The sequence below is a fragment of the Citrobacter amalonaticus genome (genome assembly GCF_002918555.1).
GTDB lineage: Bacteria > Pseudomonadota > Gammaproteobacteria > Enterobacterales > Enterobacteriaceae > Citrobacter_C > Citrobacter_C amalonaticus_A.
Genome location: NZ_PQMB01000005.1, coordinates 488,847 through 513,882 on the forward strand (window position 1 = coordinate 488,847; position 25,036 = coordinate 513,882).

The window sequence follows — 25,036 nt, forward strand, 5'->3', positions numbered from 1 at the left end:
TTATTCCCCCACCATCTCTGTATTTGCCGCACCCGGCGGAACCATCGGATACACTTTTTCTTCAGCATCAATACGTACGTGAATCAGCGCCGGTCCCGGACGACGGATAATCTCCAGTAACGCTGCCTGCGGATCGGCCTCGTTATTCAGATCGCAGGTCTCCAGGCCGAATCCGGCGGCAATCTGCATAAAGTTGATTGTGCCCGGATAGGTGGCGGCAAAAACGCCCTGTTTATAGAACAGGCTCTGCTGCTGGTGTACCAGCCCCAGCGCTTCGTTATTCATCAGAATGATTTTCACATCCAGCTGATTTTCGCTGGCGGTTGCCATCTCCTGAATGTTCATCATCAGACTGCCGTCGCCGGAAAAGCAGAGCACTTTCTTATCCGGGTTCGCCAGCGCTGCGCCAATCGCGGCGGGCAGGCCAAAGCCCATCGTCCCCAGACCGCCGGAGGTCAGCCACTGACGAGGACGATTGAGCGGGTAGGCCTGCGCCGTCCACATCTGATGCTGCCCCACGTCGGTGGTGATAATCGCGTTATCGTCCACGCAGGCGGCGACCGCGTTAATCAGCCCGTAATGGCTGAGCGGATCGCTCTGTTGCGGGATCGCGCACGGGAACTCACGTTGCAGATCGGCTATCAGCTGGCGCCACTCCTCACGCGACTGCATCTCAATGTGCGAAATCAACTGTGCCAGAACGTCATCCACATCGGCCTGAATAGCCACATGGGGCTGTTTGATTTTCCCCAGTTCTGCACGGTCGATATCCACGTGGATGATTTTAGCATTCGGACAGAACTGTTCGGTTTTACCAATCGCCCGGTCATCAAAACGTGCCCCCAGAACCACCAGCAAATCAGACTCTTGCAGAATAAAGTTGGTGCTGCGGGCACCGTGCATTCCTAACATGCCTAATGACAGCGGATGCGCTTTTGGCAGTATTCCCAGCGCCATCAGGGTCATGGTGGTCGGCAGCTGCGCTTTCTCCGCCAGTTCGCGTACACGCTCCGACGCATTAATCACCCCGCCGCCGAGATACAGCACCGGGCGCTTCGCCGCGTTAATCATCGCTGCGGCTTCCTGAATGCTTTCTGCGCTGAACGCCGGAGAGGCCATTTTTTGCGCGGGAGCCGGCAGATCGTCAATCTCAAACACCGCCGTCTGCACGTCCTTAGGTATGTCTATCCACACCGGGCCAGGACGTCCTGACTGAGCAATACGGAAGGCGTCGCTCATCACCTGCGGGAGTTCATCGATATGTCTGACCAGATAGTTATGTTTGGTGATGGGGATAGAGATGCCGTAGGTATCCACTTCCTGGAAGGCGTCAGTGCCAATCATGGAGGCCGGCACCTGCCCGGTAATGCAGATCAGTGGAACAGAATCCAGACGCGCATCGGCGATGGCGGTCACCAGGTTAGTTGCGCCGGGTCCGCTACAGGCCATGCACACGGCAGGTTTGCCGTCGGTTCGCGCCATACCCTGCGCAATAAACCCCGCACCCTGCTCGTGACGCGCCAGGATATGGCGAATTTGCGTACTCTGGCTTAAGGCGTCGTAGACGGGGAGAATCGACCCGCCGGGAATGCCAGTGACAATCTTAATCCCCTGACGTTCCAGAAAATGAACGATAAATTCTGCGCCCGTAAAGCGCGTACGCTGGGAGGTTGATGTTGTGCCCGAACTTGCCATGCTCCAGTCCTTTTATTCTGGGCCGACTTTACGCGTCGTACTTCAGGTTGCTGGTGCGTTGGCCTCGCTCGTTCACCCCAGCCACGTACCTGTGTACGCTCCAGGGGATTCGCTCACTTGCCGCCTTCCTGCAACCCGAATTACTTAGCGTATCCGGGCAGGTCTCTTAAACGAAAAACCCCGCCCGGTTTGCGCCGGCGGGGTTTTGGAATCGTGTGTTGTTCCGGACCCTACGGCGCATTGCCGACGACCACCACCACACGCACGACGACCGCTGCGCGAGATGGCGCAGTTTTTAGTAGGGTCGCAGTCAGCATGGAAGGGTTCATTAGGGACCTTGTCTGTTTATGGATTAACAGGATTCATACAAACACAGGTTGCAAAAGCTGACAACGGAAAAATTTTCATCTGCGTAAAAATGCGTCAGCGATCACATTTAGTTCATCAATATGTCAGAAAACAAAAAACCCCGCCGGAACGAGGTTTTGATCAGCGCTATGCGGTTGGTAGCCACAAAACACACTGTGTTATGTCAACGGTAAAAGTATACGCGTTCTGCGAAGAACACGCAATTTCGGCACGAATTTTGACGCATTTGAGTATGGTTCAGAAGTTACCTTTCGTCCACAAATGCCTGTTCATTTATACAGTATTTATCTATAATATCACCGTACGCAATGTGTTATACGGGGGCCGCATGAAAACCGGCGCAACGAAGTCCTGGCTGAAACGGGTGGTGCCGTCAGCGCCTTAACCCCCGTGCGAGCACACTGTGTTATGTCAACAAAGGTGCTGGCCACAGGCGGCGGAGAGGTACGTCAGCACCGTGCTCCTTTTACCAAAAGGAGAGCGTATGAGCCTCGTGGATATCACAATTCTTATCCTCAAACTCATTGTTGCAGCACTGCAACTACTTGATGCTGTTCTGAAATACCTCAAGTAATTCAGATTCAGGTCGCAACGAAGGGGAGCGGGCAACCGCTCCCCTTTCATCACTCTGCCAGGTGCTTGCCGTGCAAGGATATGTTACGTTTTTATGACTTTCCCAACCGACACCTGATCATGACGCTTTCTGTTTTCTGCATTTTATTGTTTGCCGCACTGCTGCACGCCAGCTGGAACGCTATCGTGAAGGCAGGAAATGATAAACTCTACGCCGCCATTAGCGTCAGTGGAACAGCGGCTGTCATGGCATTGCTCTGCCTGCCCTTTGCGCCCCAGCCTTCCGGCGCCAGTATCCCGTTTTTAGCCACGTCTACCGCATTGCAGGTGGTCTACACCGTGCTGGTCGCCAAAACCTATCAGGTCTCGGATATGAGCCAGACCTATCCCCTGATGCGCGGCACCGCACCGCTGCTGGTCGCGATAATCAGCGTTCTGTTTCTTGGCGACAGCCTCTCTGCCCTCGCCTGGGTGGGCATCGCGGTGATTTGCATGGCGATTCTTGGCATGGCCTGCAATGGTCGCGCCAGTTCCCGCCGGGGGATTACGCTGGCGCTGATCAACGCCTGTTTTATCGCCGGATATACGCTGGTGGACGGCACCGGCGTGCGACTCTCAGAAACAGCGCTGGGTTACACGCTCTGGACCTTTTTTCTCAACGGTTCCTCTCTGCTGACCTGGGCGATGATAGCCCGCCGTCGGGAAGCATCGCGCTACCTGGTACAGCACTGGAAGAAAGGCATTTTGGGCGGCATCGGAACAATGGGATCTTACGGACTGGCGCTATGGGCAATGACTCAGGCCCCGCTGGCGGTGGTAGCCGCACTGCGTGAGACGTCCATTTTATTCGGCGCGCTGCTCGCCTGGCTGCTGCTTAAAGAGCGGGTGGCTGGTCTGCGACTCGTTGCCGCCGGAGGGATTGCGGCAGGGGCGATTTTGCTGCGTTTGTCATGATTAACGGGCCACACGTCTGCGCGCCCAGGCCGGATAAGGCACAGCCGCCATCCGGTCTACGGAAGCGAGGCGATAAACAATCCCGGCAACATTTATTGCCGCTTTTTGTTTACATATCCTGCCGTCTGCTGCCGCGCCATTCCAGTCCGCTATCTGGTCTTCTTTTTTTAGTGTGGTAGATTTCACTCGCATTTATGGGAATGCGCAGCACCTTATTCTTATTTTTTCTCTTTTTTAAAAGTATTCAGCGAAATGAAAAGGCAGAGAAGCGTCAATTTGTTGTTGATGTTGGTATTACTTGTGGCTGTAGGGCAGATGGCGCAAACCATTTATATCCCGGCCATTGCCGATATGGCACGTGAACTGAACGTCCGCGAAGGAGCCGTGCAAAGCGTCATGGCCGCCTATCTGCTGACGTATGGCGTATCACAACTGTTTTATGGCCCGCTTTCCGACCGGGTAGGGCGTCGCCCGGTGATCCTCGTCGGCATGTCTATTTTTATGCTGGCGACCCTGGTCGCCATTACCACCCACAGCCTGACGGTGCTGATTGTCGCCAGTGCGTTGCAGGGGATGGGGACCGGCGTTGGCGGAGTGATGGCGCGGACGTTACCGCGCGATCTGTATGAAGGCACACAGCTACGTCATGCCAACAGCCTGTTGAATATGGGGATTCTGGTCAGCCCACTGCTGGCGCCGCTGATTGGCGGCCTGCTGGATACCCTGTGGAACTGGCGCGCCTGTTATATTTTCCTGCTCATTCTCTGTGCGGGCGTTACCTTCAGTATGGCGCGCTGGATGCCGGAAACGCGTCCTGCCGGAGCGCCGCGCACACGCCTGATCGCCAGCTATAAAGCCCTGTTCGGCAACGGTGCATTTAACTGTTATCTGCTGATGCTGATTGGCGGTCTGGCCGGAATTGCCGTCTTCGAGGCCTGTTCCGGCGTGCTGATGGGCGCGGTTTTAGGATTGAGCAGCATGGTAGTCAGTATTCTGTTTATTCTGCCGATTCCGGCGGCCTTCTTCGGCGCATGGTTTGCCGGTCGCCCGAATAAACGCTTCTCAACGCTGATGTGGCAATCGGTCGTCAGCTGTCTGCTGGCCGGTCTGATGATGTGGATCCCCGGCTGGTTTGGGGTGATGAACGTCTGGACGCTGCTGATCCCCGCCGCGCTGTTTTTCTTCGGCGCAGGGATGCTGTTCCCGCTGGCGACCAGCGGCGCGATGGAGCCTTTTCCGTTCCTCGCGGGTACCGCAGGCGCGCTGGTTGGCGGCCTGCAAAATATTGGCTCTGGCGTACTGGCGTGGCTCTCTGCGATGCTGCCACAAACCGGGCAGGGCAGTCTCGGCCTGTTGATGACGCTTATGGGGCTACTGATTTTACTGTGCTGGCTGCCGCTGGCGGCACGCGTGTCCCACCAGGGGCAGGCGGTTTAATCGGAGGTTGCCCCGGCTTATCGCCGTGCTTTTCACAGCCCGGCGTAATCATCGCGGTCAGCAGCGGCTCCAGAGCGGGTCGCCATGCCCCCTCTTCTCCATCATAAAACTGTGTGTCGGCATTGAGGGCATAAGGTATTTTTGCTCTCTTCAGCTCGCAGGCCATAAAGCTGGCAAACGCGAGCTGCGCGGGCGATGGCGTATTCCTGATGCTCTCTGCCGCAGCCCAGCCGCCGACCCAGCTTGCGTGCCCAGTTTTCTGCTGCCAGCGTAAGGCGGTGTTAATCCGCGCGCGTATTGCCGATTTTTCTGCAGCGGTACCTGACGTCCAGGGATATTTACCGTTATTTTTCAACGGCCCCCACGGAAAGATATGCCACTCAGCCAGCACGTAGCTTTGGCTTTGCGGTGGCAGCTTCAGGTTCAACAAATCCTCCGGGGCCGCGCGCAGACGCGGGGCAACAAATATCATCCGCTGAGGGTCGATGGCATGGATCGTGCGAATGGTTTTGTCATATACCCGATTGAGCGATGCCAGGCTGTGGTTGAGCTTCTCCGCGGGCTCATAAATCAGGTCAAAACCCAGCAACGGCGACCCCTGACCAAAATAGTGCGCAACCGCCACCCACCAGTTGATCACCTCTTTTTCATTACTGGCGCTGGGATCTTTTTTATATTCATCCGCCTGATAGGCAATGACAGGGATCACTCCGTTCTGCTCGCAGGCTTCCACCAGCTTGCGCAGATGAATAAGTCTTGCCTCCGTCGGCTCACCCGCCACCCGAATACGCACGTGGGTAATCCCCTTTGCCCTGAAATCCCGTACGACCAGCGGATCAAACTCCCGGATCCCCCGCTCGGTGCGTGCCCAGTCTACGTCCATCCCCACGCCAAGCTGCTGCGCATAATGGGAAGCCGTCAGCGACGGTTGTACCGCGCAAACGGTGGCGCTGGTGAACAGTAAGAGGGAAACAAGCGGCTTTAACACGATTGTCCTTAGCAAATCATCAGGTGTGATATCACGTATTTAGCACGCTTTTTCACTTTACGCGTAGTAAATCTTTGCTTCACAAAATGACTACGCCTGCTCTTGCAACCAACCGATAAATGCTTCGATTTTTGGCCACTGTCTTCCGGGCAACGTAGTGATGTAATAGTGCTGATGGCATTTCAGCGCCATGTCCCCAAAAGGTGCGATAAGCTCCCCGCTGTCGAGGCGCTTTTGCACCAGCCGTTTGCGTCCCATCGCTACACCGATGTGATTCATTGCAGCAATCACGGCCAGGTCGGAACGATCAAAGCCAATGCCAGACGATGTTGGTAAACTCACGACAAAATGCTGTGCCCAGCTATGCCATTCGTCGGTACCGGAGTCGTTGCTCCACGCCTGCCGGTCATGCAACAAAGTACAGTGCGGCAGATTCACCAGCGAGCCGGTTAAGTCAAAACGACGGGCATATTCAGGGCTGCACACTGGCAGAATGTCCTCGTCCATCAGAAAATAGTGGGTCAGCTGCGCCGAGGGCGCATCGTCAAAATAGATGGCCAGATCGATCCCGGCACGCTGCAGGTTCACATTGTCGTTGCCGGTCAGTATCGTCAGCGAAATAGAGGGATAGCGACGCGTGAAGTCGCCTAATGCCGGAACCAGCCAGCACTGGGCGATTGAAGGTCGCGAGTATACCGTCAGCGTACCTGACAGCTCCTGATTTTTGATATCGAGAATTTCCTGGTTGAGCGTATCCAGCGACGATTTCAGCGCCCAGAATACCCGCCTGCCTTCATGGGTAAGCTCCACTTTACGGTGCGAGCGGACAAACAGCTGGATACCCAGCTCCTCTTCCAGCTGATTGATGCGATGGCTGACGGCGCTGGGACTTAACGACAGTTCGTCTGCCGCCATCGCAAAGGACTGATGCCTGGCCGCCACCTCGAACGTGTAGAGTTTTGAAAGCTGCCAGCCGTTAAGCAGACGATTTCTGACTTCGCGAAGGGGATCCATAACGCTCTCTTGCACTCTGATTCTTTTACCCGAATTTTAAAAAAAACCGCTGTAAAAATCAGCGCAGAGATGAATCAAAGTGAACCACATCGCAAAATAGCGCTGTTATTCGACGATAATCACCAGTTTGATGCAATCTGGCTCATGTGAAAGACTAATTATATCGTTTGTCAGCGTGTGCCGTATTTTTGTCCAATATACCCGTCATACTTCAGGCTGCATGTGCGTTGGCTGCGTTCGTTTCCCCCTGTCACTGGCTCTTATAAGCGTCCGGGGATTCTCACTTACCACCTTCTTGCAACTTGAATCATTTACAGGTTAATCACAGGGCAAGGTGAGATATGCACTCTCAAATCTGGGTAGTGAGCACGCTGCTGATAAGCATCGTGTTAATCGTTCTGACCATCGTGAAGTTCAAATTCCACCCGTTTCTGGCGCTACTGTTAGCCAGTTTCTTCGTGGGTGCAATGATGGGCATGGGACCGCTGGAGATGGTCAATGCGATTGAAAGCGGGATTGGCGGTACATTAGGCTTCCTCGCCGCTGTCATCGGTCTGGGGACCATTCTCGGCAAGATGATGGAAGTCTCCGGCGCGGCAGAACGCATCGGCCTGACGCTCCAGCGCTGCCGGTGGCTTTCCGCTGACGTGATCATGGTGTTAGTGGGGCTGATTTGCGGGATCACGCTGTTCGTTGAAGTCGGCGTTGTCCTGCTGATCCCGCTGGCTTTCTCCATCGCTAAAAAAACCAATACCTCGCTGCTGAAGCTGGCAATTCCGCTATGTACGGCGCTGATGGCCGTTCACTGCGTCGTGCCCCCGCATCCGGCTGCGTTGTTTGTGGCAAATAAGCTGGGCGCGGATATTGGTTCCGTTATCGTTTACGGCCTGCTGGTGGGGTTGATGGCATCACTGGTTGGCGGTCCGCTGTTCCTGAAATTCCTCGGCAGCCGTCTGCCGTTCAAACCGGTACCCGCAGAATTTGCGGATCTGAAAGTTCGCGATGAAAACACGCTTCCGTCGCTGGGCGCCACGCTGTTTACCGTCCTGCTGCCCATTGCTCTGATGCTGGTTAAAACCATCGCTGAGCTGAATATGACAAAAGGCAGCACGCTGTATACGCTGCTGGAGTTTATCGGTAACCCCATTACCGCGATGTTTATCGCCGTCTTCGTTGCTTATTACATTCTCGGTCTGCGCCAGCATATCGGTATGAGCACGCTGCTGACCCACACTGAAAACGGCTTTGGCTCAATTGCGAATATTCTGCTGATTATCGGTGCTGGCGGGGCATTCAACGCGATCCTCAAAAGTAGTGGTCTGGCGGATACCCTGGCGGTGATCCTTTCCAACATGGATATGCACCCCATTTTGCTGGCCTGGCTGGTGGCGCTGATTCTGCACGCGGCGGTTGGTTCCGCCACGGTGGCAATGATGGGGGCAACGGCAATTGTCGCGCCAATGCTTCCGCTCTATCCCAATGTCAGCCCGGAGATTATCGCTATTGCCATCGGTTCTGGTGCCATTGGCTGCACGATAGTCACCGATTCCCTCTTCTGGCTGGTGAAGCAGTACTGCGGCGCGACCCTTAATGAGACGTTTAAATACTATACAACCGCGACATTTATCGCTTCGGTCATTGCACTGGCCGCCACATTCCTGCTTTCCTTTATCATCTGACGCAAAGAGACGTACTATGGAAAACATGCACAAGCTTATCGCCCGGTATCCTTTGGTAGAGGATCTGGTCGCACTGAAAGAAACAACCTGGTTCAACCCTGGAACGACTTCTCTTGCGGAAGGTTTACCTTATGTTGGGTTGACGGAGCAGGATGTTAAGGCCGCCCATGCCCGCCTCGCCCGTTTTGCACCATATCTGGCAAAAGCGTTTCCGGAAACCGCCGCTACCGGTGGGATTATCGAATCCGATGTGGTTGCCATTCCGGCAATGCAAAAGCGCCTGGAAAAAGAGTACGGACAGAGCATCTGCGGCGACATTCTGTTGAAGAAAGACAGTCACCTGCCAATCTCCGGATCGATTAAAGCTCGCGGCGGCATTTATGAAGTGCTGACCCACGCAGAAAAACTGGCGCTGGAAGCGGGACTGCTGACCACGGAAGATGATTATAGCGTGCTGCTCTCGCCGGAGTTCAAACAGTTCTTCAGCCAGTACAGTATCGCCGTCGGTTCCACCGGGAATCTGGGGCTGTCAATTGGCATCATGAGCGCCTGCATCGGCTTTAAGGTGACGGTGCATATGTCTGCCGACGCCCGCGCCTGGAAAAAAGCGAAACTGCGCAGCCACGGCGTGACGGTCGTGGAGTACGAAGAAGATTACGGCGTGGCGGTGGAGCAAGGCCGCAAAGCGGCAGAATCCGATCCTGACTGTTTTTTCATCGACGATGAAAACTCCCGCACGCTGTTTTTAGGTTACGCGGTCGCCGGACAGCGTCTGAAGACCCAGTTCGCACAACAGGGACGCGTGGTCGACGCCGAACATCCGCTGTTTGTCTATCTCCCCTGCGGGGTCGGCGGCGGTCCTGGCGGCGTGGCCTTTGGCCTGAAGCTGGCATTCGGTGATAACGTGCACTGCTTCTTTGCTGAGCCGACCCACTCTCCGTGTATGCTGCTGGGCGTTTATACCGGTCTGCACGATGAAATCTCTGTCCAGGATATTGGGATTGATAACCTGACGGCCGCTGACGGTCTGGCGGTGGGGCGCGCCTCTGGCTTTGTGGGGCGGGCGATGGAGCGTCTGCTCGACGGTTTGTATACCCTTAGCGATCAGACCCTGTACGACATGCTGGGCTGGCTGGCGCAGGAGGAGGAGATTCGCCTTGAGCCGTCGGCGCTGGCGGGAATGGCGGGCCCGCTGCGCGTCTGTGGCTCAGAGGCATATCAGCAGATGCACGCCTTCAACGCAGAACAGTGCAATAACGCCACCCATGTGGTCTGGGCGACAGGCGGTGGGATGGTGCCGGAAGCCGAGATGGCGCAGTATCTGGCGAAAGGGCGCTAAGCGCCGTTGACCTCAACGCAGCATCGCCATTAGCTCCGTCGGTGAGCGATGCTGCCTGATCAAGTCACGCATGACGCGCATGTACGGCGAAGTGTGATTCAGGAAGGTACTGTACCCGACACAAAGAATACTTTTCCCGCTCGCGTCACGATGCTTTGGGCAATCTCCGTGGCAAAACCGCAGTAACGAACAGCTCTGACAATCTGTACTGAGCGCTGACCATTTCAGCTGGCCAAATTTCTCGGCCCGTGGACTGGCGTTCATCTCATCCAGCGACGTGTGATGAATGTTACCCAGCCGATGCTGCGGATAAACATAGTGATCGCACTGGTACACATCGCCGTTCGCCTCCAGCGCAAAAGCATGACCGCAGGTTTCGCTCAGAGAACACATCTGCGACGGATACCCACACCAGACCCCCAGCGTCGAATCAAACAGCTGGATGAACACGCGACCAATATCTTCCCGTACCCAGAGATCAAAAACGGTATTCAGAAACTCGCCCCACGCCTGCGGCTCCACGGATTCGGCGGTGAGCATGCCATTTTCATCACGCTCAACCAGAGGAATGAACTGCAGGAAAGGCGTTCCGGACTGACGAAGATAGTGGTACATCCGGGCAGGCTGCTGACTGTTGCGGCGGTTAACGACCACCAGCAGGTTAAACTCTACGTGATACTCGACAAGCTTTGCGATAGCCTTCGCCACGTTGTGGTGGGTGGGCTTTCCGCTGCGATTGACGCGATAGGCGTCGTGCAGATCGGCAGGGCCATCCAGGGAAATTCCCACCAGCCAACCGTTATCATGCAGAAACTGACACCACGCATCGTTAAGCAAAATACCGTTAGTCTGGAAGGCATTATGGATCCGCTTTCCTGCCCCGTACTGCTTCTGCAATGTCACCACACGCTGGAAAAAGTCGAGTCCGCACAGGGTCGGTTCTCCCCCCTGCCAGGCAAACTGAACGTCCGGCCCCGGCTGCGCGGCGATATGCTGACGAATAAATGCCTCCAGCGTGGCCTCATCCATCACGGGCTGGGTGGGTTTATCAATGTAAAAACAGTAACGACAATCAAGGTTACAACGTGAGCTGGCCGGCTTGGCCATGACCTGACATCCTGTCATGCTAAATTCCCAATACATGCGATAAGTTTACGAACATGCGTTACAGCAAACAGTATTGCGAGGGATAACACCGCGAGGGAGATCATAAATTTGTCACGTAGGGCGCGAGATTGAGAAAAATCGCAACGGGCCACATCCAGCAAATTTCGGCTGCGGGTATAGCGCCAGAGAACGATCGCGACGACCGCCAGCACGCCAATGGATAGCCAGAACAGGGATCCTGCCTGATGCCAGTTATGCTTTACCGCCAGCGCCATCAGCGCACCATAGCCCAGCAGGGTACGAAACCACGCCAGCGACGTACGCTCCGGTTGCAGTCCGGGGTCGGCAATACGACGCGCTTTGCGGCTATCCGGCATATAACACCAGCGCCATCACAATCACGGCCACAATCGTCAAAATCACACTGATAATCAGCAGGCTGTGGGTGTACGGCAGGTCCTCTTTCAGACGCATTGCCTTCTCGTTACTCAGCCAGCGCAAATAGCCATAAATCGCCAGCCCTCCGGCAAACAGGCACAGCAGCAGCGCCAGCAGCTCGCGAATGACCGGGGTGGCGAAATCCGGGGCCAATTGATCAAGACCCACGCCTGCCGCCAGAAACCCCAGCGCAGTGCGGATCCATGCCAGAAAGGTTCGCTCATTTGCCAGTGAGAAGCGGTAATCCGGTGCTTCTCCGAGGCGGGAAATCTTCATGGTCACTCCTCTTGATATCATCCCTTCCTGAGAGGCCAGGCAGGGATGATCAATAATGCATCAGAATTTCTGTTTTTTCTCTTCCACTTTTACCCCCTGCGTCGGCAAACCGGTGTCGTAATCGCGTACCACCGGGGAGTGGCCGTCACCCGGGCGCGGGCGGAAAGCGCCCATCCAGCGCGGCTGAGCGTCAGGACGCCACGGGCGCAGGCTCCACTGATAAGTGCGGAACGGGTCGCGGATTTTATCCATATAGTCCAGCAGCGCATCGTGCATCTGGCAGCGAACGTCGGCGAATTCAGCGCTATCAATCAGGTTATGTAGCTCATCCGGGTCGTTATGTCGGTCGTAAAGCTCATCGCTGGTAAACAGATTAAGCACCAGCTTATACGCATCCGTCACCCAGCAGCGTACCGGAATAAATCCGCCAAAACTGTCATGTTCAATCTCATAACGGTTGAACTCTACCATCACGCCGCGTGACGCTTCTGCGATAAGGATGTTTTCTCCCGGCAGAATATCCGGTTTTTCGATACCCGCCAGCGCCATCATCGTAGGCAGCAAATCAATATGGCTGACCGGCGTGTCGACCTGCCGCTGTTCCCCTCGCGGCGAGCGAATAATCAGCGGGATGCGGGTGATATCGTCATACATCGCCGCCCCTTTGCTGATGAGCTTATGCGCCCCCATCATCTCACCGTGATCGGAGGTGTAAATCACCCAGGTGTTCTCCCGCTGTTGCGGGGTTAAGGCGTTAATCACCCGGCCAATCTGGTCATCAACAAAATCGTTGCAGGCAAAATAGAACGGATGGTGGTAGCGTCCGTCATCACCTACCGGCGAAGGCATCGCTTCAGACCACAGGCGATGATGCTCAGGTTTATTACTGAGAGAGTCGTGCGCCTTCGCCCCCAGGTCATAGTAAAAGTCCTGATATTTCGTCAAATACTCGACCGGGCAGGTAAACGGGTGATGCGGTTCATCATACGAAACCACCATTAAAAACGGCTCCTCAGACCGGGCTGGCTGGTGGAGAAAATCCACCGCCCGGTTACTGATGCGGTACGCCCAGGTGAAGGTTTCATCAATATGATTGTCCAGCAAGTCTTCCGCGCTGTTCAGCCCGTTACGCCACAGGCTGATCTCTTTCTCCGTCAGCTCCGCGAGGTAATTGGCCCCGTCATACCAGTAATCGGCATCCCACTCTGGCGGACACTCGCCGGTGCCAAAGTAGTCATGCCCGTCGAGGTGCCACTTGCCGATATAACAGGTGTGATAACCCGCATCCTGAAAGTAGCGCCCCATTGTGGAGATATTCTTTCCCGGCGCGACGTTATTGGTCCACGGACCGGACTGGCTGGCATAAATGCCGGTAAAGAGTCCGGCGCGGGCCGGAGTGCAGACCGGCGAGCAGGTGTAAGCGGAATTGAAGCGAATGCCTTCGGCGGCCAGGTTATCAATGTGCTGCGTATTCAGCGGCTTCCCGCTGTAGCAGCCCACCATATTGGTCGCCTGGGTATCAGTCATAATGAACAGAAAATTAGGACGGGTCATACTTTATCCTTAGCGTCGGAGAGACAGATCGCAGAGGCGGAACGGCGCGTCTGCCAGCTGCTGTAAATCAGATACAGCACAACCCCCGCCGTGATGGAGTAGCTAAGAATCATCAGCCAGCGAGTGCTGTAACCGCCAAATTGCGCGAGGCCCGCATAGACGCCAATCATCGCGAACAGGATGCCAACGGAGGCGATCTTCGCGTTTTTCCACGGGTTCATATCCACCGCAAAGGCGTCCTGAAATTTAAACGGCGTGGCGCGTGGCTTAATCGCGCCAATGACCAGCATCACCACCACGTTGATGCAGAACGTGCAGGCCAGGACGTAGAGGAAATGAAAATCGAATTTCACAAGGTAATTAATGGTGATATAGCTGACGATGCCTACTCCCATCGCCACCTTTGCTGCCAGCGCCGGAATGCGCGGAAAAAAGAACCCCATAATGATGATCGTCACCAGCGGCACGTTATAAATACCATTAAGCTGTTTCATCCAGCTGTAGAGTCCTTCCGGCGCGTTAGCGATCCACGGGGCCACCAGCATGGAAATAAGTGCGATAAAAAAGCCAAATTTCCGTCCGGCCCCGACCAGGCGTTCTGACGGCGCATCCGGGTTAATGATTCGCCGGTAAATTCCCATGCTGAATAGGGTGCTGGCGCTGTTTAAAAAGCCGTTGAAGGTGCTGATTACGGCCCCAAACAGCACTGCGCCAAAAAAACCGACAAGGGGAGTCGGGAGGACGTTATTGACCAGCGTCGGGTAAGCCATATCCGCTTTGGGTAAATCCTGATACAGGTGAAAGGCGATCAGCCCCGGCAACACCAGCACCAGAGGATCGAGCATTTTCAGCACAGCCGTTAACAGCGCGCCTTTCTGCCCTTCGGCAAGGCTTTTAGAAGCCAGCGTACGCTGTACAATCCCCTGGTTTGTACACCAGTAAAAGGTATTTACCAGGATCAGGCCGGTAAACGCGGCGCCAATCGGCAGCGGATCGGACGCTCCGCCAATAGAATTTAACTTCCCGGCATGTACGGTGGTCAGCTGCTCAATACCCTGTAAAAAACTGCCTTTCCCCATCGCGATCAGACCAAACACCGGCACCATCAGCCCGCCAATCACCAGGCCGATGCCATTGATAGAGTCCGCCACCGCGATGGCGCGCAATCCGCCAATCACCGCATAAATAATCCCGGCCATCCCAAGCAGCACCACCAGCAGCCAGATGGCCGCCCCCTGTGAAATTCCCAACGATTCGCCGACATGAAAAAGGCTATTAAGCGCCAGCGCGCCGGAATAGAGCACAATGGGCAGGAAACAAACCCCGGTGGCGATCAGGAAACAGAAATCGATAATGAGGCGTGTGGTTTTGTCGTAACGCTCCTCCAGAAAATCGGGAATCGTCGCAATCCCCCGCTGCAGATAGCGCGGCAGGAAGATCAATGCCAGAAAAATGAGCGTTACCGCAGAGGTCACTTCCCAGCCCATGACCGACATACCGCTTTTATAGGCCTGACCGGAAAGGCCGACCAGCTGTTCGGTAGAGAGGTTGGTTAACATCAACGACGCGGCGATCACCGGCGCTTTCAGCGAGCGACCCGCCAGAAAATATCCTTGCTGGGATCCGGTGTCCGTTTTGCGAATCTTCCACCAGGTGATTACCGCCACCAGCAGCGTAAAACCAACAAAGCTCAAAATTTGTAGCGTATTCATCTTATAGCCCTTGTTTTTCATTATGTCCCGGTGGCTGTAGAGTTAGCGTGAGGTATTGCTCGCCGGGTCAGGCAGTTAGATTTCTTAATTACAAAGATCGTCTCCCTGAAGCATTCACTTTCTGTTATGTTCAGGTTGTAGGCATAATTCTCTGGCGGGAAATTAAAATGAATGGAAACTTGCAAAGTTCGCATGTAAAAAACGAAACTCCGTACAATATTCCGCTTTTGATTAACGAAAATGTGATCTCAAGCGGAATTTCATTGATCTCACTGTGGCATACCTACGCCGATGAACATTACCGGGTTATTTGGCCACGAGACAAGAAAAAGCCGCTGATTGCCAATTCATGGGTCGCCGTCTATACGGTACAGGGCTGCGGGAAAGTTCTGTTGAAAGATGGCGAGCAAATTATATTAACCGGAAACTGTATTATCTTTTTAAAACCGATGGATATACAGTCTTATCATTGCGAAGGATTAGTCTGGGAACAGTACTGGATGGAATTTACCCCAACCAGCATAATGGATATTCCTCTTCGCCAGCAAAGCGTTATTTATAACGGTGAAATTTATAACCAGGAGTTGACAGAGGTCGCCAGGTTAATTACCTCAGAAGACTCAATAAAAAATAATCTTGCCGTCGCGTTCCTGACCAAAATAATTTATCAGTGGATTTGTCTTATTTATTCTGAAGGTAAAAAAGACCCTCAGAGAATACAAATTGAAAAACTGATCGCCACCCTGCATGCCAGTCTGCAACAGCGCTGGAGCGTCGCGGATATGGCCGCCACCATCCCCTGTAGCGAGGCCTGGTTGCGCCGTCTGTTTTTACGTTATACCGGCAAAACACCGAAAGAATACTATCTGGATGCGCGGCTGGAGCTGGCGTTATCGCTGTTAAAGCAGGAGGGAAATAGCGTCGGGCAGGTAGCCGATATGCTCAACTTTTTTGACTCGTTTCATTTCAGCAAGGCGTTTAAACATAAATTTGGCTATGCGCCGTCGGCGGTATTGAAACATGCGGACCGGCACCCACAGGATGCCGGTCAACAGGGTTAGCGCAGTTCCGGCCAGTACTCTTTGTTAGCGTCGGAATCGCTTTGGCTACAGACGCGCCCGGCACGGTATTACGCGCAGCGGTAAATGATCTCTGGAATATGTTTTTAAGACCCTTCAGAAAATGGGATCACCAGCGTAGTTCAGATGTCGCTATAAAACCGACAGACCTGACGTTATCTGCCACGTCATAGCTGATTTGCATACTGGTCGGGGTAGCACGCCCCTTAGCCTCGTAGAGATCTGTCCACCCAAAAGAACGCCTCATAATGACTTTTGGCGGGACACTTCTTAGTGGTTTGCCAACATGTTCATGCACCCATTGGCGGGACATTTTCTGTTGCAATGGTGCAGGAAGATCATTAGGAAAAACCCAGTCTTTAACTTTATCATGTTGAATTCTTAAGACAATTGACCACAGATAGCGACCATCCCTTTTAAAGGTTAAATGAAGACCTTCTTTTGCCATATCTAATGTCAGATCTGGATCACCAGAATAGCCAGTCGGTTTTGTTTTATAAGGAATTAACCCTTCATCAAGCAACTCAAGATAGGTTTTACCTATGGAGTTTATTAAATCATCAACATTTACGGTCATTTGTATAACCCCATTTCACTGTTCAGTTTGTGCATTTTCGCTCTGGCCGCTTCTATCTGGGACTCTGTTGCGCCATGCTCTTTTAATGCCGGTTTGATAGCATCCAGATTGCTATCAGCCGCAGCTCTCAGATTGCGTGAATCAAGATCGATTTGCGAAAATAGATCACCACCGTAAATTTTCAATAGGTAGAAACGTAACGTCCTTAACATTCTCATCAAGGTCATAATCAAAGCGCATCACTGTTGGTACACACTGACCATCAACCTTATAGACCTCAATCCATCCAAATGAGCGCCGCATAACAACTCGCGGTTCAGCTTTTTTAAATGGTTCACCAAACGTGCTATGGACCCAAGATCTAGACATATCCTTTTGAAGTCCAAACGGTAATTCATTTGGAAATACCCAGTTTTTTATCGTTGGCCGAAGAAGATGCAATGTTATTTCCTGGAAAATATGGCCATCACGTCTAAATGACAGATACACCCCCTCTTTAGCCATCTCAAGACTAAGGTCAGGATCACCAGAATAACCAGTGGGTTGGGTTTTATAGGGTACGAGTTCAGCATCAAACATCTCGCTGTACGACTTACCCAGGCTGTTAATCAACGCTTCAACGTTTACCGTCATTTGTATAACCCCATTTCCCCGTTCAATTTGTGTATTTTCGCCCTTGCCGTCTCGATCTGACTCTCCGTTGCACCATGCTCTTTTAGCGCCGGTTTGATGGCATCAAGATTGCTATCAGCCGCAGCTCGCAGGTCACGCGAATCCAGGTCAATTTGCGCCTGATTGTTACGCCCGCCGTAGGTTTCACTTAATTTTTGGTGAACCTCTTTAGGAATAACGATTGCAGCAACATCCTGAGAAGCAAGCTCAATATCTTCCGGGGTCATTCCAGGATAATTAACTTTGAGATATGCCTTAACAGCCGCAGCCGATGGCATATGGTCAGCCTCATATTTACCCTGCCACACCGCTGCGACGGGTCAGGCTCCCGGCAACCGCTATCCGGTAAATCACTATGCATCAACGCTTAAGTGAACGGCATTGCGCCGGAAGGCGGTTTTATCCCCGCGCCGGATAACACCAAACCCATGTGCGTTATAGCGGTTCAGGGGGATGGAGGAAATAAGCCTGGCACCGGTCGTGGTTTTGTCGCAGGAAAGAGCTTTCCCGCGTCCATGAATATCAGTCCTGTATCCCATCACTTACGCTTCGGGCATAACCAGAAAATCGTCCGGCATGGACTCACCGGCCCGGTCCGTCAGTATGGCGTAGCCTTGTGGGGTGCTGATGATCTCATCGCCGTTATCAAGCAGACTGTTAACCAGCGCCATGCCTTTGCCGTCGCCGCCGGTAAACTGGCTACCGGCACAACTGACAATCCGGGCCTGTGTGCCATCTGGATACGTCATCGTACAGCCCTCGGTCAGCACACTGGCGAACTGACCGTTATCCAGGGCAATCTTGTGTCCTTCCTGCGGATTGGGGTTAAATTCATCGCCAACACCGCCGCGACGGGTCAGGCACCCGGCGACCGCTATCCGGTAAATCCTGGTCACCGGATGCTGGCGGCAGTATTCTTCCTGAGCTTCAATCAGGGCCCGCGCCTCATCGTTCATATCAGCCAGTTGTTCCGGGGTGAAAGGGGATTTATCCAGCCCGGCCAGAGCCTCGGGGGTCAGTTCGTTGGTGTATTGCTGAGTCATAATCAATTCCTTTTGGTTTATACGGTTAAAATCTCACCCATCATACACTGGACGAGACTTAACCAAAATTTCCCTGTATGTCGCAATATGTTACCGGATGGTCGGGGAAGTTATGCCAGAGAAGTCCCGAAGGAAAAACACCTGACGGGAAAGATTTTTACTCAGCGGATTTGGAGCTGGCGATATCGCTGTTAAAGCAGGAGGGAAATACGGTCGGGCAGGTCGCTGATATACTTAACTTCTTTGACTCGTTTCATTTCAGCAAGGCGTTTAAACACAAATTTGGCTATGCGCCGTCGGCGGTATTGAAACATCCTGACCGGCACCCACAGGATGCCGGTCAACAGGGTTAGCGCAGTTCCGGCCAGTACTCTTTGTTAGCGTCGATCAGATCATCCAGAATCGCTTTGGCTACAGACGCGCTCGGCACGGTTTTCGACAGGGTGATAGCCTGCCACAAACGCTGGTAAGAGCGGTGCTCCCAGGCATCGACCACCAGCTTCTCAACCGCTACCTGCTGGCTCATTAGCCCTTTCTGGAACTGCGGGATATCCCCCACCGTCAGCGGTTCCGGTCCGTTATGCCCCACCAGACAAGGGATCTCAACCATCGCTTCATCATCAAAGTTACGGATCGCACCGTTATTCGGCACAATCAGCAGCATCCGCTCCTGAGTGTTAAAGGCGATGGCCGCCGCCAGATCGACAATGTAGGAAGCATGTTCGTCAATTTCCAGCTCACCGGCAGCGGAATGACCCGCCTCAATAATAGCGCGGCAGGAACCGAACACCTGTTTTTCGCGGTGATCCATGACCTCGTTGGCACGGGTACGCTCCGGACTGGAGTGCTGGACCACGTAATCCGGGAACAGATAGTATTTCAGGTAGGTATTTGGCATGGTGTCCGGATCCAGCGCCTGCACATCCTTCGCCTTAGCGAAGGTATCGTTCCAGCTCGCCTCCGTATGCGGATCGTTCGATGGCGGCACATAACCATGCTTCGCCACGTATTCACGCAGCTTCGGCATCAGATCGTTACCCTGGAGATCTTCAATCGATGTCCACCAGCCAAAGTGGTTCAGCCCGTAGTAACGCACGCGCATCTGTTTGCGATCTTTAAGTCCAACAATTTGCGCCATCCGTCCTTCAATACCGATGGGCATATCGCAGATATTGAGGATTTTCGCATCTGGACGCAGACGACGCGTAGCCTCAGCGACAATTGCCGCCGGGTTGGAGTAGTTCAGCATCCAGGCGTTCGGTGAATATTTTTCCATATAATCCACCAGTTCCAGCACGCCGCCGATAGAACGCATGCCGTAGGCGATCCCACCCGGCCCACAGGTTTCCTGGCCTAACACTCCGTGACGCAGCGGGATTTTCTCGTCTTTCTCACGCATGGGATATTTACCCACGCGGATATGCGCCATCACGAAATCAACATCGGTAAACGCAGTTTTGGGATCGGTGGTGTAACTAAACTCAATCTCCGGCGCCTGCTCTTTGAGGATAATTTTACACGCCTCGGCAATCACCTCCTGACGTGCGCCGTCGTTGTCATAGAATTTCAACGCGCGAATTGGAAAACGGTCCTGGTTTGCCAGCAACATCAGCACGATGCCTGGAGTGAAGGTACTACCGCCGCCTGCGATAACCACTGAGAATTTTTTCATGATACTGCCTCCGTCATGGGGATGTGTTCGTTTGATAAAGAGGATTTCATTAGCGTTTCGAGCTGGTCGCGTACCTGAGGAACATGCAGACCGACAATGACCTGAATACCGTTGCCGCGACGCACAACGCCGTGTGCGCCCAGCGCTTTGAAGACGTCATCACTTTGCGTTTGCGCCATATCGTGAAGCGCAATCCGCAGGCGAGTGGCGCAGTTATTAATACTTTCGATATTGCCTGCGCCGCCTAACGCCTGCAGAAAACCGGCCGCCTGTCCCAGTTTGGTGTCTGGCGCAGCGGCGGTGGTTTGCCCACGCGCGGCTTTATAGTCAGCTTTGGTGTAGAGTTTGATTTCGCTGTCTTCCCGGCCCGGCGTTTTCAGGTTGAAGCGCAGGATCAGCGCGCGGAAGATGGCAAAATAGAGTGTGGTAAAGGCCAGGCCAATCGCTATCTGGGTGAACATCATTCCGGCATGGTTGTGGAACATCGGGATCCAGTTTTGCGGTAAGAACTGATCAAGCAGGCCGCCGCCCATATTGCCTACCACCCCGCAGAGATACATCACCGTTGCCATAGACGCCGCCAGCACGGCGTGTACAGCAAACAGCAAGGGTGAGATAAACAGGAAGGTGAACTCCAGCGGTTCGGTGATCCCCACCAGCACGGCCGTCAGCGTGGCGGGGATCAGCAGTCCCGCCACCTTCACCCGGTTTTCCGGAGAGGCCGTGAAGTAAAGCGCCAGAGCAATACCTAATGAACCAAAGATTTTCGAATTGCCGTGCAGGGCAAAACCCCCTTCCGGGAACAGTGTTTTCAGCGACTCTGTGCTTTGGCTGAATTCCTGCAAATGCTGCGCCCAGTAGACCTGGATGCCGCCTTCCACCGCCGCAGGGCCGAAGATAAATGGACCATAGACAAAGTGATGCAGCCCGGTCGGAATCAAAATACGTTCCAGGAAGGTATACACCCATACCCCCAGCGCCCCAGCAGAGCGCAGAAAGGCTTGCAGGGATTCAATCCCCATCTGCACCTTTGGCCAGCCCAGCAGCGTCAGCCAGGCACAGGGGATCATCACCAGGAAAGCAATGATCACCACAAACGATGTCCCCTGGAAAATACCAAGAAATACCGGCAACGGTTTATCGAAATAACGATTGTGCAGAGCGGTGACAATACCGGAAATGACAATGGCGCCGATGATGCTGGTATCAAGCGTTTTAATCCCGGCCATCATCGTTAAGCCGCTACCTGCCGTCGGGTCTGCGCTAAAATCCACGCCGAAGAAATGCCCCCAGGTCATGCCCATGGCATTAATAAAGTAGTTCCACGTCAGAAAACTCACCAGTACAGCCAGACAGGCGCGCCCCTGAGCCTGTTTCGCCAGACCAACAGGCAGACCAACGGCGAAAATCAGCGGCATATTGCGAAATACCGTCCAGCCACCTTCTTCGATGATATGAACGATTTGTGCGAACAAACTGTTGGGATCGGTAAGCGCTTCACCCACAAACAGCGGGTTGCGCAGCATAATAGCGATGCCTACGACGATACCGGCAAAGGGAAACAGCAGCACCGGGGTGAACATCGCGCCGCCAAAGCGTTGTATTTGACTGAGCATTTTCACATCCTCATATAACAACCAGTAGGGGAGAGGCCTTTTTTGTAGTGATTGCTGGCCTGATTCGAGAATAGAAAGTTGCGATCCTTCAGACATGGCATGCCGCTGCGATTCGTGATCGCTTTCATGGTTTTAATTTCGGCAATGAGGTCTACTTTTTTCGTAAAAGTTAGACATCAAAAGGTTTCTGGTGCGGTAATTAAAAGAAAAAAGAGGTCTGGTAGTGATCTACAAATCAATCGCGGAACGACTACGAATTCGCCTGAATTCGTCTGATTACAACATCGGTAGCCCGTTGCCGGGTGAAAAAAAGCTGGCGGAAGAGTTTGCGGTGTCGCGCATGACGATCCGTAAAGCGATTGATATGTTGATTGGCTGGGGGCTGGTCGTGCGTCGTCACGGGAGCGGAACTTATGTGGCGCGCAAAGATGTCCATCATGAAACCACCAATCTGACCGGGCTGGCGGAAGTGCTGAAGCGACAGGGGAAAGAAGTAACCAGCCAGGTATTGGTTTTCGAAGTCATGCCTGCACCACCGGCGATTGCCAGCCAGCTGCGCATCCAGATTAACGAACGTATCTGGTTCTCACGCCGCGTGCGCTATGTCGACGGCAAGCCGCTGATGCTCGAAGACAGCTACATGCCGGTAAAATTGTTCCGTCACCTGTCGTTGGCTCATCTGGAAGGGTCAAAATTCGATTACATCGAGAAAGAGTGCGGAATAACTATCAGCGGTAACTATGAAAGTCTGACCCCCGTTCTTGCCGATAAGCAGCTTTCCGCACAGATGAACGTGCCTGAACAGACGCCATTGCTGCGGATCACCTCACTGTCCTACAGCGATAGCGGGGAGTTTTTGAATTATTCGGTGATGTTCAGAAACGCCAGCGAGTACCAGGTGGACTACCACTTACGGCGCGTCCACCCGGACTCAGCCTGACTACCCCAATCCCCAGAAGATCACCGCCAGCAGTTGCGGCGTGATAATTCGCAGGAACATCACCAGCGGGTAAACGGTCGCATACGAAAGCGCCGCCGCGCCGCTGGTGGCGTGCAGGTTGTTTGCAAATGCCAGCGCAGGCGGATCGGTCATGGAACCGGCCAGCATCCCGCACAGCGTCAGATAGTTCATTTTGGCAAAGATACGCGCCAGCAGACCGACGGTAATCAGCGGAATGGCGGTGATAAAGATCCCGTAGCCAATCCAGCTTAACCCTTCCCCCTGGGTCAGCGTATCGACAAAGTCACCGCCGGATTTCAACCCAACCACCGCAAGAAAGAGCACAATTCCCAGTTCCCGCAGCGCCAGGTTGGCGCTCGGCGGCATAAACCAGTAGAGCTTACCGATGCTACCGATACGGCCCAAAATTAGCGCCATTATCAGCGGCCCCCCCGCCAGCCCAAGCTTTAACGCCACCGGGAACCCCGGAACAAACAGCGGAATTGACCCCAGCATGACACCCAGCCCGATACCAATAAACACGGGCAGCATCTGTACCTGCTGTAGTTTTTGCTGGGCGTTACCCACAACATTAGCAACAGCATCAATCGAGGAAGGTCGACCGACCAGATTAAGGATGTCGCCAAACTGCAGGCTGGCATCGTTACTGGCTACCAGCTCAACGCCCGCACGGTTCAGCCGCGAAATCACCACATCGTAACGCTCTTTAAAGTGCAAATCGCGAATGCGCTTACCGAGCACTTTTTCATTGGTCACCACCACCCGGTCAACGCGCAAATCCGTGCCACGGGTCGACAGCGAGGTATCCACCTCCTGACCAATCACCAGTTTCGCGCTGCGCAGATCTGAAGGTTGCCCGACGAGGTGCAGCAGGTCACCCAACTGGATAACAGTGCTCGGCGATGGCACCATGAGCATCTCTTCACGCTTCAGACGAGAACAGATAATTTTGTCGCTATTCAGAATCGGGACTTCCTGAATCGCCATATTGTTGAGGTTCGGGTTTTCAACACGGATATTGATGGTCTGGATCAGCGAATGCCCAGTGGTAAGCGTGGATTCATGTTGCTTTGCTTCGGCCTCCACGTTGATGCGAAAAATCAGCCGCATCAGCCACATCGTAAGCAAAATGCCACAGATGCCAAACGGATATGCCATCGCGTAGCTCATCCCCATCTGGTCCACCACGTCCATTGGCGTACCCAGATCGCGCAGAATCTGCTGTCCTGCCCCCAGCGCCGGAGTGTTAGTGACCGCACCGGAGAATATCCCCAGCACCACAGGTAACGGTATCGCAAAGATTTTATGCAGAATCGCGGTAACCAGGCCACCCATGACGACAATCAGGATAGCGAACAGGTTGAGACGCAGACCGGAAACGCGTAGCGACGCGAAGAAGCCCGGTCCCACCTGAATCCCGATGGTATATACGAAGAGAATCAGGCCAAACTCCTGAATAAAATGCAGCATATCGCCGCTCAGAGTCATCCCGGCCTGATCGACAAAGTGACCGACGATAATACCGCCGAACAGCACGCCCCCAATGCCAAAGCCTACACCCCGTACCTTGATATTGCCGATCCATAATCCGACAACTGCTACCAATGCCAGAACGCTGACCGTCAATGCTATATCACTCATCTTCTGTTCCCTGTGAATAACATCATTAAGTAAATGGATTCTCGCAGAGTACAGGCGCAATGTATGGGTGGTAAAGCACAAAAAAGCCCCGTCATTTCTGGCGGGGCAAAGGCAAGGAGCTAATTAGCTATTTAATGCGGGACGTTCGCTAATGGCGATACGTTGTGGTGCAATGCTTTCTGGCTCATTACGGGTTAAATCGATGTGCAGTAAGCCATTGGTGAAGGCCGCACCGGAGACTTCCATATTTTCAGCCAGGGTAAAGCTCAGGCTGAATGACTGGCTAACCAGGCCCTGATGAAGCCAGCGGCTCTCTTTTTCTGGCTGCGGCGGCGTTCCTTTCACGGTCAGACGCGTGCCTTCCAGTTGAACATCCAGATCTTCCTGACGGAAACCGGCCAGCGCGAGGGTAATGCGGTAGTGGTTGTCGTCGCTTTTTTCAATGTTATAGGGCGGGAAGGTCTGGCTTTCACCGGCGTTTTGCAGTGCGTTAGCCAGTTTGTCAAAACCGATCCATTGACGCAGCAGCGGGGATAAATCGTAGTTACGCATAATAATCTCCTTCTAAGAAGCGAGTAAGTACCTTTCGGCTCCCTGACGGCAAGCCGATTGCTTAGCAGGGCCGCCTGAAGCGGCCCAC

Annotated in this window: 25 protein-coding genes and 2 pseudogenes; 10 read left to right on the forward strand and 17 right to left on the reverse strand. The window is 53.7% G+C overall.

From position 1 onward, the window contains the following. Together ilvB and ivbL are read right to left on the reverse strand one after the other, a co-directional pair. Positions 1 to 1,695 (reverse strand): acetolactate synthase large subunit, encoded by a 1,695-nt coding sequence (gene ilvB, locus C3432_RS22185; RefSeq protein ID WP_103778942.1) that lies wholly within the window; start codon positions 1,693 to 1,695, stop codon positions 1 to 3. 230 nt (positions 1,696 to 1,925) lie between these two features. Next, the gene (ivbL, locus tag C3432_RS22190; RefSeq protein WP_003827118.1) at positions 1,926 to 2,024 is read right to left on the reverse strand and encodes an ilvB operon leader peptide IvbL; all 99 of its coding nucleotides are present in this window, start codon (positions 2,022 to 2,024) and stop codon (positions 1,926 to 1,928) included. On the opposite strand from ivbL, the gene C3432_RS22195 reads away from it, so the two are divergent. The 4 genes from C3432_RS22195 to emrD all read left to right on the forward strand — a co-directional run bounded on the left by C3432_RS22195 (position 1,979) and on the right by emrD (position 5,028). Continuing rightward, a complete protein-coding gene (locus tag C3432_RS22195) occupies positions 1,979 to 2,449 on the forward strand; it encodes a hypothetical protein (protein WP_181012967.1) in 471 nt (156 codons plus the stop codon). The genes ivbL and C3432_RS22195 overlap by 46 nt on opposite strands. Positions 2,450 to 2,548: 99 nt before the next feature. Continuing rightward, positions 2,549 to 2,638 carry a type I toxin-antitoxin system toxin TisB gene (tisB, locus tag C3432_RS22200; RefSeq protein ID WP_097734737.1) on the forward strand — a complete coding sequence of 30 codons (90 nt, stop codon included), beginning with the start codon at positions 2,549 to 2,551 and terminating at the stop codon, positions 2,636 to 2,638. 119 nt (positions 2,639 to 2,757) lie between these two features. Beyond that, positions 2,758 to 3,591, forward strand: a complete 834-nt coding sequence (locus tag C3432_RS22205) for a DMT family transporter (protein ID WP_103779118.1) — start codon at positions 2,758 to 2,760, stop codon at positions 3,589 to 3,591. Between the two features lie 252 nt (positions 3,592 to 3,843). Further along, the gene (gene emrD / locus C3432_RS22215) at positions 3,844 to 5,028 is read left to right on the forward strand and encodes a multidrug efflux MFS transporter EmrD (RefSeq protein WP_103778948.1); all 1,185 of its coding nucleotides are present in this window, start codon (positions 3,844 to 3,846) and stop codon (positions 5,026 to 5,028) included. Here the strand turns inward: emrD and C3432_RS22220 are convergent. Together C3432_RS22220 and dsdC are read right to left on the reverse strand one after the other, a co-directional pair. Further along, positions 4,955 to 6,016: a cellulase family glycosylhydrolase gene (locus tag C3432_RS22220; protein ID WP_103778950.1), complete on the reverse strand. Its 1,062-nt coding sequence runs from the start codon at positions 6,014 to 6,016 to the stop codon at positions 4,955 to 4,957. The two genes, emrD and C3432_RS22220, sit on opposite strands and share 74 nt — an antisense overlap. A gap of 90 nt (positions 6,017 to 6,106) precedes the next feature. After that, on the reverse strand, positions 6,107 to 7,030 hold the full coding sequence (gene dsdC / locus C3432_RS22225) for a DNA-binding transcriptional regulator DsdC (protein WP_103778952.1): 924 nt from the start codon (positions 7,028 to 7,030) through the stop codon (positions 6,107 to 6,109). Between the two features lie 341 nt (positions 7,031 to 7,371). Between dsdC and dsdX the strand changes: the two genes are divergently transcribed. Together dsdX and dsdA are read left to right on the forward strand one after the other, a co-directional pair. Then, complete coding sequence (gene dsdX / locus C3432_RS22230) at positions 7,372 to 8,709, forward strand: D-serine transporter DsdX (RefSeq protein ID WP_103778954.1); 1,338 nt, start codon at positions 7,372 to 7,374, stop codon at positions 8,707 to 8,709. Between the two features lie 16 nt (positions 8,710 to 8,725). Then, complete coding sequence (dsdA, locus tag C3432_RS22235; RefSeq protein ID WP_103778956.1) at positions 8,726 to 10,048, forward strand: D-serine ammonia-lyase; 1,323 nt, start codon at positions 8,726 to 8,728, stop codon at positions 10,046 to 10,048. A gap of 12 nt (positions 10,049 to 10,060) precedes the next feature. Here dsdA and C3432_RS22240 read toward each other — a convergent pair whose 3' ends face one another. The 5 genes from C3432_RS22240 to C3432_RS22260 are packed head-to-tail and all read right to left on the reverse strand — an operon-like array spanning position 10,061 to position 15,135. Continuing rightward, the gene (locus tag C3432_RS22240) at positions 10,061 to 11,173 is read right to left on the reverse strand and encodes an anaerobic sulfatase maturase (protein ID WP_181012966.1); all 1,113 of its coding nucleotides are present in this window, start codon (positions 11,171 to 11,173) and stop codon (positions 10,061 to 10,063) included. Beyond that, positions 11,170 to 11,532 carry a DUF202 domain-containing protein gene (locus C3432_RS22245; RefSeq protein WP_103778960.1) on the reverse strand — a complete coding sequence of 121 codons (363 nt, stop codon included), beginning with the start codon at positions 11,530 to 11,532 and terminating at the stop codon, positions 11,170 to 11,172. Before C3432_RS22245 ends, C3432_RS22240 begins: the two co-directional genes overlap by 4 nt. Then, positions 11,522 to 11,869 carry a YidH family protein gene (locus C3432_RS22250; RefSeq protein ID WP_103778962.1) on the reverse strand — a complete coding sequence of 116 codons (348 nt, stop codon included), beginning with the start codon at positions 11,867 to 11,869 and terminating at the stop codon, positions 11,522 to 11,524. The genes C3432_RS22245 and C3432_RS22250 overlap by 11 nt, the downstream gene beginning before the upstream one ends. A 60-nt stretch (positions 11,870 to 11,929) precedes the next feature. Further along, the gene (locus C3432_RS22255; RefSeq protein ID WP_103778964.1) at positions 11,930 to 13,423 is read right to left on the reverse strand and encodes a sulfatase-like hydrolase/transferase; all 1,494 of its coding nucleotides are present in this window, start codon (positions 13,421 to 13,423) and stop codon (positions 11,930 to 11,932) included. Continuing rightward, on the reverse strand, positions 13,420 to 15,135 hold the full coding sequence (locus tag C3432_RS22260) for a solute:sodium symporter family transporter (protein WP_103779120.1): 1,716 nt from the start codon (positions 15,133 to 15,135) through the stop codon (positions 13,420 to 13,422). The genes C3432_RS22255 and C3432_RS22260 overlap by 4 nt, the downstream gene beginning before the upstream one ends. A gap of 167 nt (positions 15,136 to 15,302) precedes the next feature. Here C3432_RS22260 and C3432_RS22265 point away from each other — a divergent pair, with 167 nt between their 5' ends. After that, positions 15,303 to 16,196 (forward strand): AraC family transcriptional regulator, encoded by an 894-nt coding sequence (locus C3432_RS22265; RefSeq protein ID WP_103778966.1) that lies wholly within the window; start codon positions 15,303 to 15,305, stop codon positions 16,194 to 16,196. Between the two features lie 127 nt (positions 16,197 to 16,323). Here C3432_RS22265 and C3432_RS22270 read toward each other — a convergent pair whose 3' ends face one another. The 4 genes from C3432_RS22270 to C3432_RS22290 all read right to left on the reverse strand — a co-directional run bounded on the left by C3432_RS22270 (position 16,324) and on the right by C3432_RS22290 (position 18,506). Then, on the reverse strand, positions 16,324 to 16,791 hold the full coding sequence (locus C3432_RS22270) for a DUF6392 family protein (protein WP_103778968.1): 468 nt from the start codon (positions 16,789 to 16,791) through the stop codon (positions 16,324 to 16,326). Positions 16,792 to 16,956: 165 nt separating this feature from the next. Beyond that, a complete protein-coding gene (locus tag C3432_RS22280) occupies positions 16,957 to 17,424 on the reverse strand; it encodes a DUF6392 family protein (protein ID WP_103778970.1) in 468 nt (155 codons plus the stop codon). Beyond that, positions 17,421 to 17,741, reverse strand: coding sequence for a hypothetical protein (locus C3432_RS22285; RefSeq protein WP_258041645.1), 321 nt, complete (start codon positions 17,739 to 17,741; stop codon positions 17,421 to 17,423). The genes C3432_RS22280 and C3432_RS22285 overlap by 4 nt, the downstream gene beginning before the upstream one ends. 264 nt (positions 17,742 to 18,005) lie before the next feature. Continuing rightward, positions 18,006 to 18,506 carry a hypothetical protein gene (locus tag C3432_RS22290; protein ID WP_103778972.1) on the reverse strand — a complete coding sequence of 167 codons (501 nt, stop codon included), beginning with the start codon at positions 18,504 to 18,506 and terminating at the stop codon, positions 18,006 to 18,008. An 87-nt stretch (positions 18,507 to 18,593) separates the two neighbouring features. Between C3432_RS22290 and C3432_RS28455 the strand changes: the two are divergent. Continuing rightward, a pseudogene (locus tag C3432_RS28455) lies at positions 18,594 to 18,677 on the forward strand (IS1 family transposase); the annotation flags it as partial. Then, positions 18,638 to 18,859, forward strand: a pseudogene (locus tag C3432_RS22295) (helix-turn-helix domain-containing protein); the annotation flags it as partial. The pseudogenes C3432_RS28455 and C3432_RS22295, both read left to right, overlap by 40 nt. Here C3432_RS22295 and C3432_RS22300 read toward each other — a convergent pair. Together C3432_RS22300 and C3432_RS22305 are read right to left on the reverse strand one after the other, a co-directional pair. Then, positions 18,856 to 20,178: a 6-phospho-alpha-glucosidase gene (locus tag C3432_RS22300; protein ID WP_103778974.1), complete on the reverse strand. Its 1,323-nt coding sequence runs from the start codon at positions 20,176 to 20,178 to the stop codon at positions 18,856 to 18,858. The pseudogene C3432_RS22295 and the gene C3432_RS22300 sit on opposite strands and share 4 nt — an antisense overlap. Continuing rightward, complete coding sequence (locus C3432_RS22305; RefSeq protein WP_103778976.1) at positions 20,175 to 21,794, reverse strand: alpha-glucoside-specific PTS transporter subunit IIBC; 1,620 nt, start codon at positions 21,792 to 21,794, stop codon at positions 20,175 to 20,177. The genes C3432_RS22300 and C3432_RS22305 overlap by 4 nt, the downstream gene beginning before the upstream one ends. Positions 21,795 to 22,017: 223 nt before the next feature. Between C3432_RS22305 and C3432_RS22310 the strand changes: the two genes are divergently transcribed. Beyond that, a complete protein-coding gene (locus C3432_RS22310) occupies positions 22,018 to 22,734 on the forward strand; it encodes a GntR family transcriptional regulator (RefSeq protein WP_103778978.1) in 717 nt (238 codons plus the stop codon). Here the strand turns inward: C3432_RS22310 and C3432_RS22315 are convergent, their stop codons facing one another. Further along, positions 22,735 to 24,396 (reverse strand): putative transporter, encoded by a 1,662-nt coding sequence (locus C3432_RS22315; protein ID WP_103778980.1) that lies wholly within the window; start codon positions 24,394 to 24,396, stop codon positions 22,735 to 22,737. A 123-nt stretch (positions 24,397 to 24,519) separates the two neighbouring features. Then, a complete protein-coding gene (gene ibpB, locus C3432_RS22320; protein WP_103778982.1) occupies positions 24,520 to 24,948 on the reverse strand; it encodes a small heat shock chaperone IbpB in 429 nt (142 codons plus the stop codon). Between the last annotated feature and the right edge of the window lie 88 nt (positions 24,949 to 25,036).

What these genes read in the sequence shown, in the direction of transcription:
- ilvB (WP_103778942.1), bottom strand. Translation starts at nt 1,695, where the DNA reads ATGGCAAGTTCGGGCACAACATCAACCTCCCAGCGTACGCGCTTTACG.
- C3432_RS22195 (WP_181012967.1), top strand. Translation starts at nt 1,979, where the DNA reads ATGGCGCAGTTTTTAGTAGGGTCGCAGTCAGCATGGAAGGGTTCATTA.
- ivbL (WP_003827118.1), bottom strand. Translation starts at nt 2,024, where the DNA reads ATGAACCCTTCCATGCTGACTGCGACCCTACTAAAAACTGCGCCATCT.
- tisB (WP_097734737.1), top strand. Translation starts at nt 2,549, where the DNA reads ATGAGCCTCGTGGATATCACAATTCTTATCCTCAAACTCATTGTTGCA.
- C3432_RS22205 (WP_103779118.1), top strand. Translation starts at nt 2,758, where the DNA reads ATGACGCTTTCTGTTTTCTGCATTTTATTGTTTGCCGCACTGCTGCAC.
- emrD (WP_103778948.1), top strand. Translation starts at nt 3,844, where the DNA reads ATGAAAAGGCAGAGAAGCGTCAATTTGTTGTTGATGTTGGTATTACTT.
- dsdC (WP_103778952.1), bottom strand. Translation starts at nt 7,030, where the DNA reads ATGGATCCCCTTCGCGAAGTCAGAAATCGTCTGCTTAACGGCTGGCAG.
- dsdX (WP_103778954.1), top strand. Translation starts at nt 7,372, where the DNA reads ATGCACTCTCAAATCTGGGTAGTGAGCACGCTGCTGATAAGCATCGTG.
- dsdA (WP_103778956.1), top strand. Translation starts at nt 8,726, where the DNA reads ATGGAAAACATGCACAAGCTTATCGCCCGGTATCCTTTGGTAGAGGAT.
- C3432_RS22240 (WP_181012966.1), bottom strand. Translation starts at nt 11,173, where the DNA reads ATGACAGGATGTCAGGTCATGGCCAAGCCGGCCAGCTCACGTTGTAAC.
- C3432_RS22245 (WP_103778960.1), bottom strand. Translation starts at nt 11,532, where the DNA reads ATGCCGGATAGCCGCAAAGCGCGTCGTATTGCCGACCCCGGACTGCAA.
- C3432_RS22250 (WP_103778962.1), bottom strand. Translation starts at nt 11,869, where the DNA reads ATGAAGATTTCCCGCCTCGGAGAAGCACCGGATTACCGCTTCTCACTG.
- C3432_RS22255 (WP_103778964.1), bottom strand. Translation starts at nt 13,423, where the DNA reads ATGACCCGTCCTAATTTTCTGTTCATTATGACTGATACCCAGGCGACC.
- C3432_RS22260 (WP_103779120.1), bottom strand. Translation starts at nt 15,135, where the DNA reads ATGAATACGCTACAAATTTTGAGCTTTGTTGGTTTTACGCTGCTGGTG.
- C3432_RS22265 (WP_103778966.1), top strand. Translation starts at nt 15,303, where the DNA reads ATGAATGGAAACTTGCAAAGTTCGCATGTAAAAAACGAAACTCCGTAC.
- C3432_RS22270 (WP_103778968.1), bottom strand. Translation starts at nt 16,791, where the DNA reads ATGACCGTAAATGTTGATGATTTAATAAACTCCATAGGTAAAACCTAT.
- C3432_RS22280 (WP_103778970.1), bottom strand. Translation starts at nt 17,424, where the DNA reads ATGACGGTAAACGTTGAAGCGTTGATTAACAGCCTGGGTAAGTCGTAC.
- C3432_RS22285 (WP_258041645.1), bottom strand. Translation starts at nt 17,741, where the DNA reads ATGCCATCGGCTGCGGCTGTTAAGGCATATCTCAAAGTTAATTATCCT.
- C3432_RS22290 (WP_103778972.1), bottom strand. Translation starts at nt 18,506, where the DNA reads ATGACTCAGCAATACACCAACGAACTGACCCCCGAGGCTCTGGCCGGG.
- C3432_RS22300 (WP_103778974.1), bottom strand. Translation starts at nt 20,178, where the DNA reads ATGAAAAAATTCTCAGTGGTTATCGCAGGCGGCGGTAGTACCTTCACT.
- C3432_RS22305 (WP_103778976.1), bottom strand. Translation starts at nt 21,794, where the DNA reads ATGCTCAGTCAAATACAACGCTTTGGCGGCGCGATGTTCACCCCGGTG.
- C3432_RS22315 (WP_103778980.1), bottom strand. Translation starts at nt 24,396, where the DNA reads ATGAGTGATATAGCATTGACGGTCAGCGTTCTGGCATTGGTAGCAGTT.
- ibpB (WP_103778982.1), bottom strand. Translation starts at nt 24,948, where the DNA reads ATGCGTAACTACGATTTATCCCCGCTGCTGCGTCAATGGATCGGTTTT.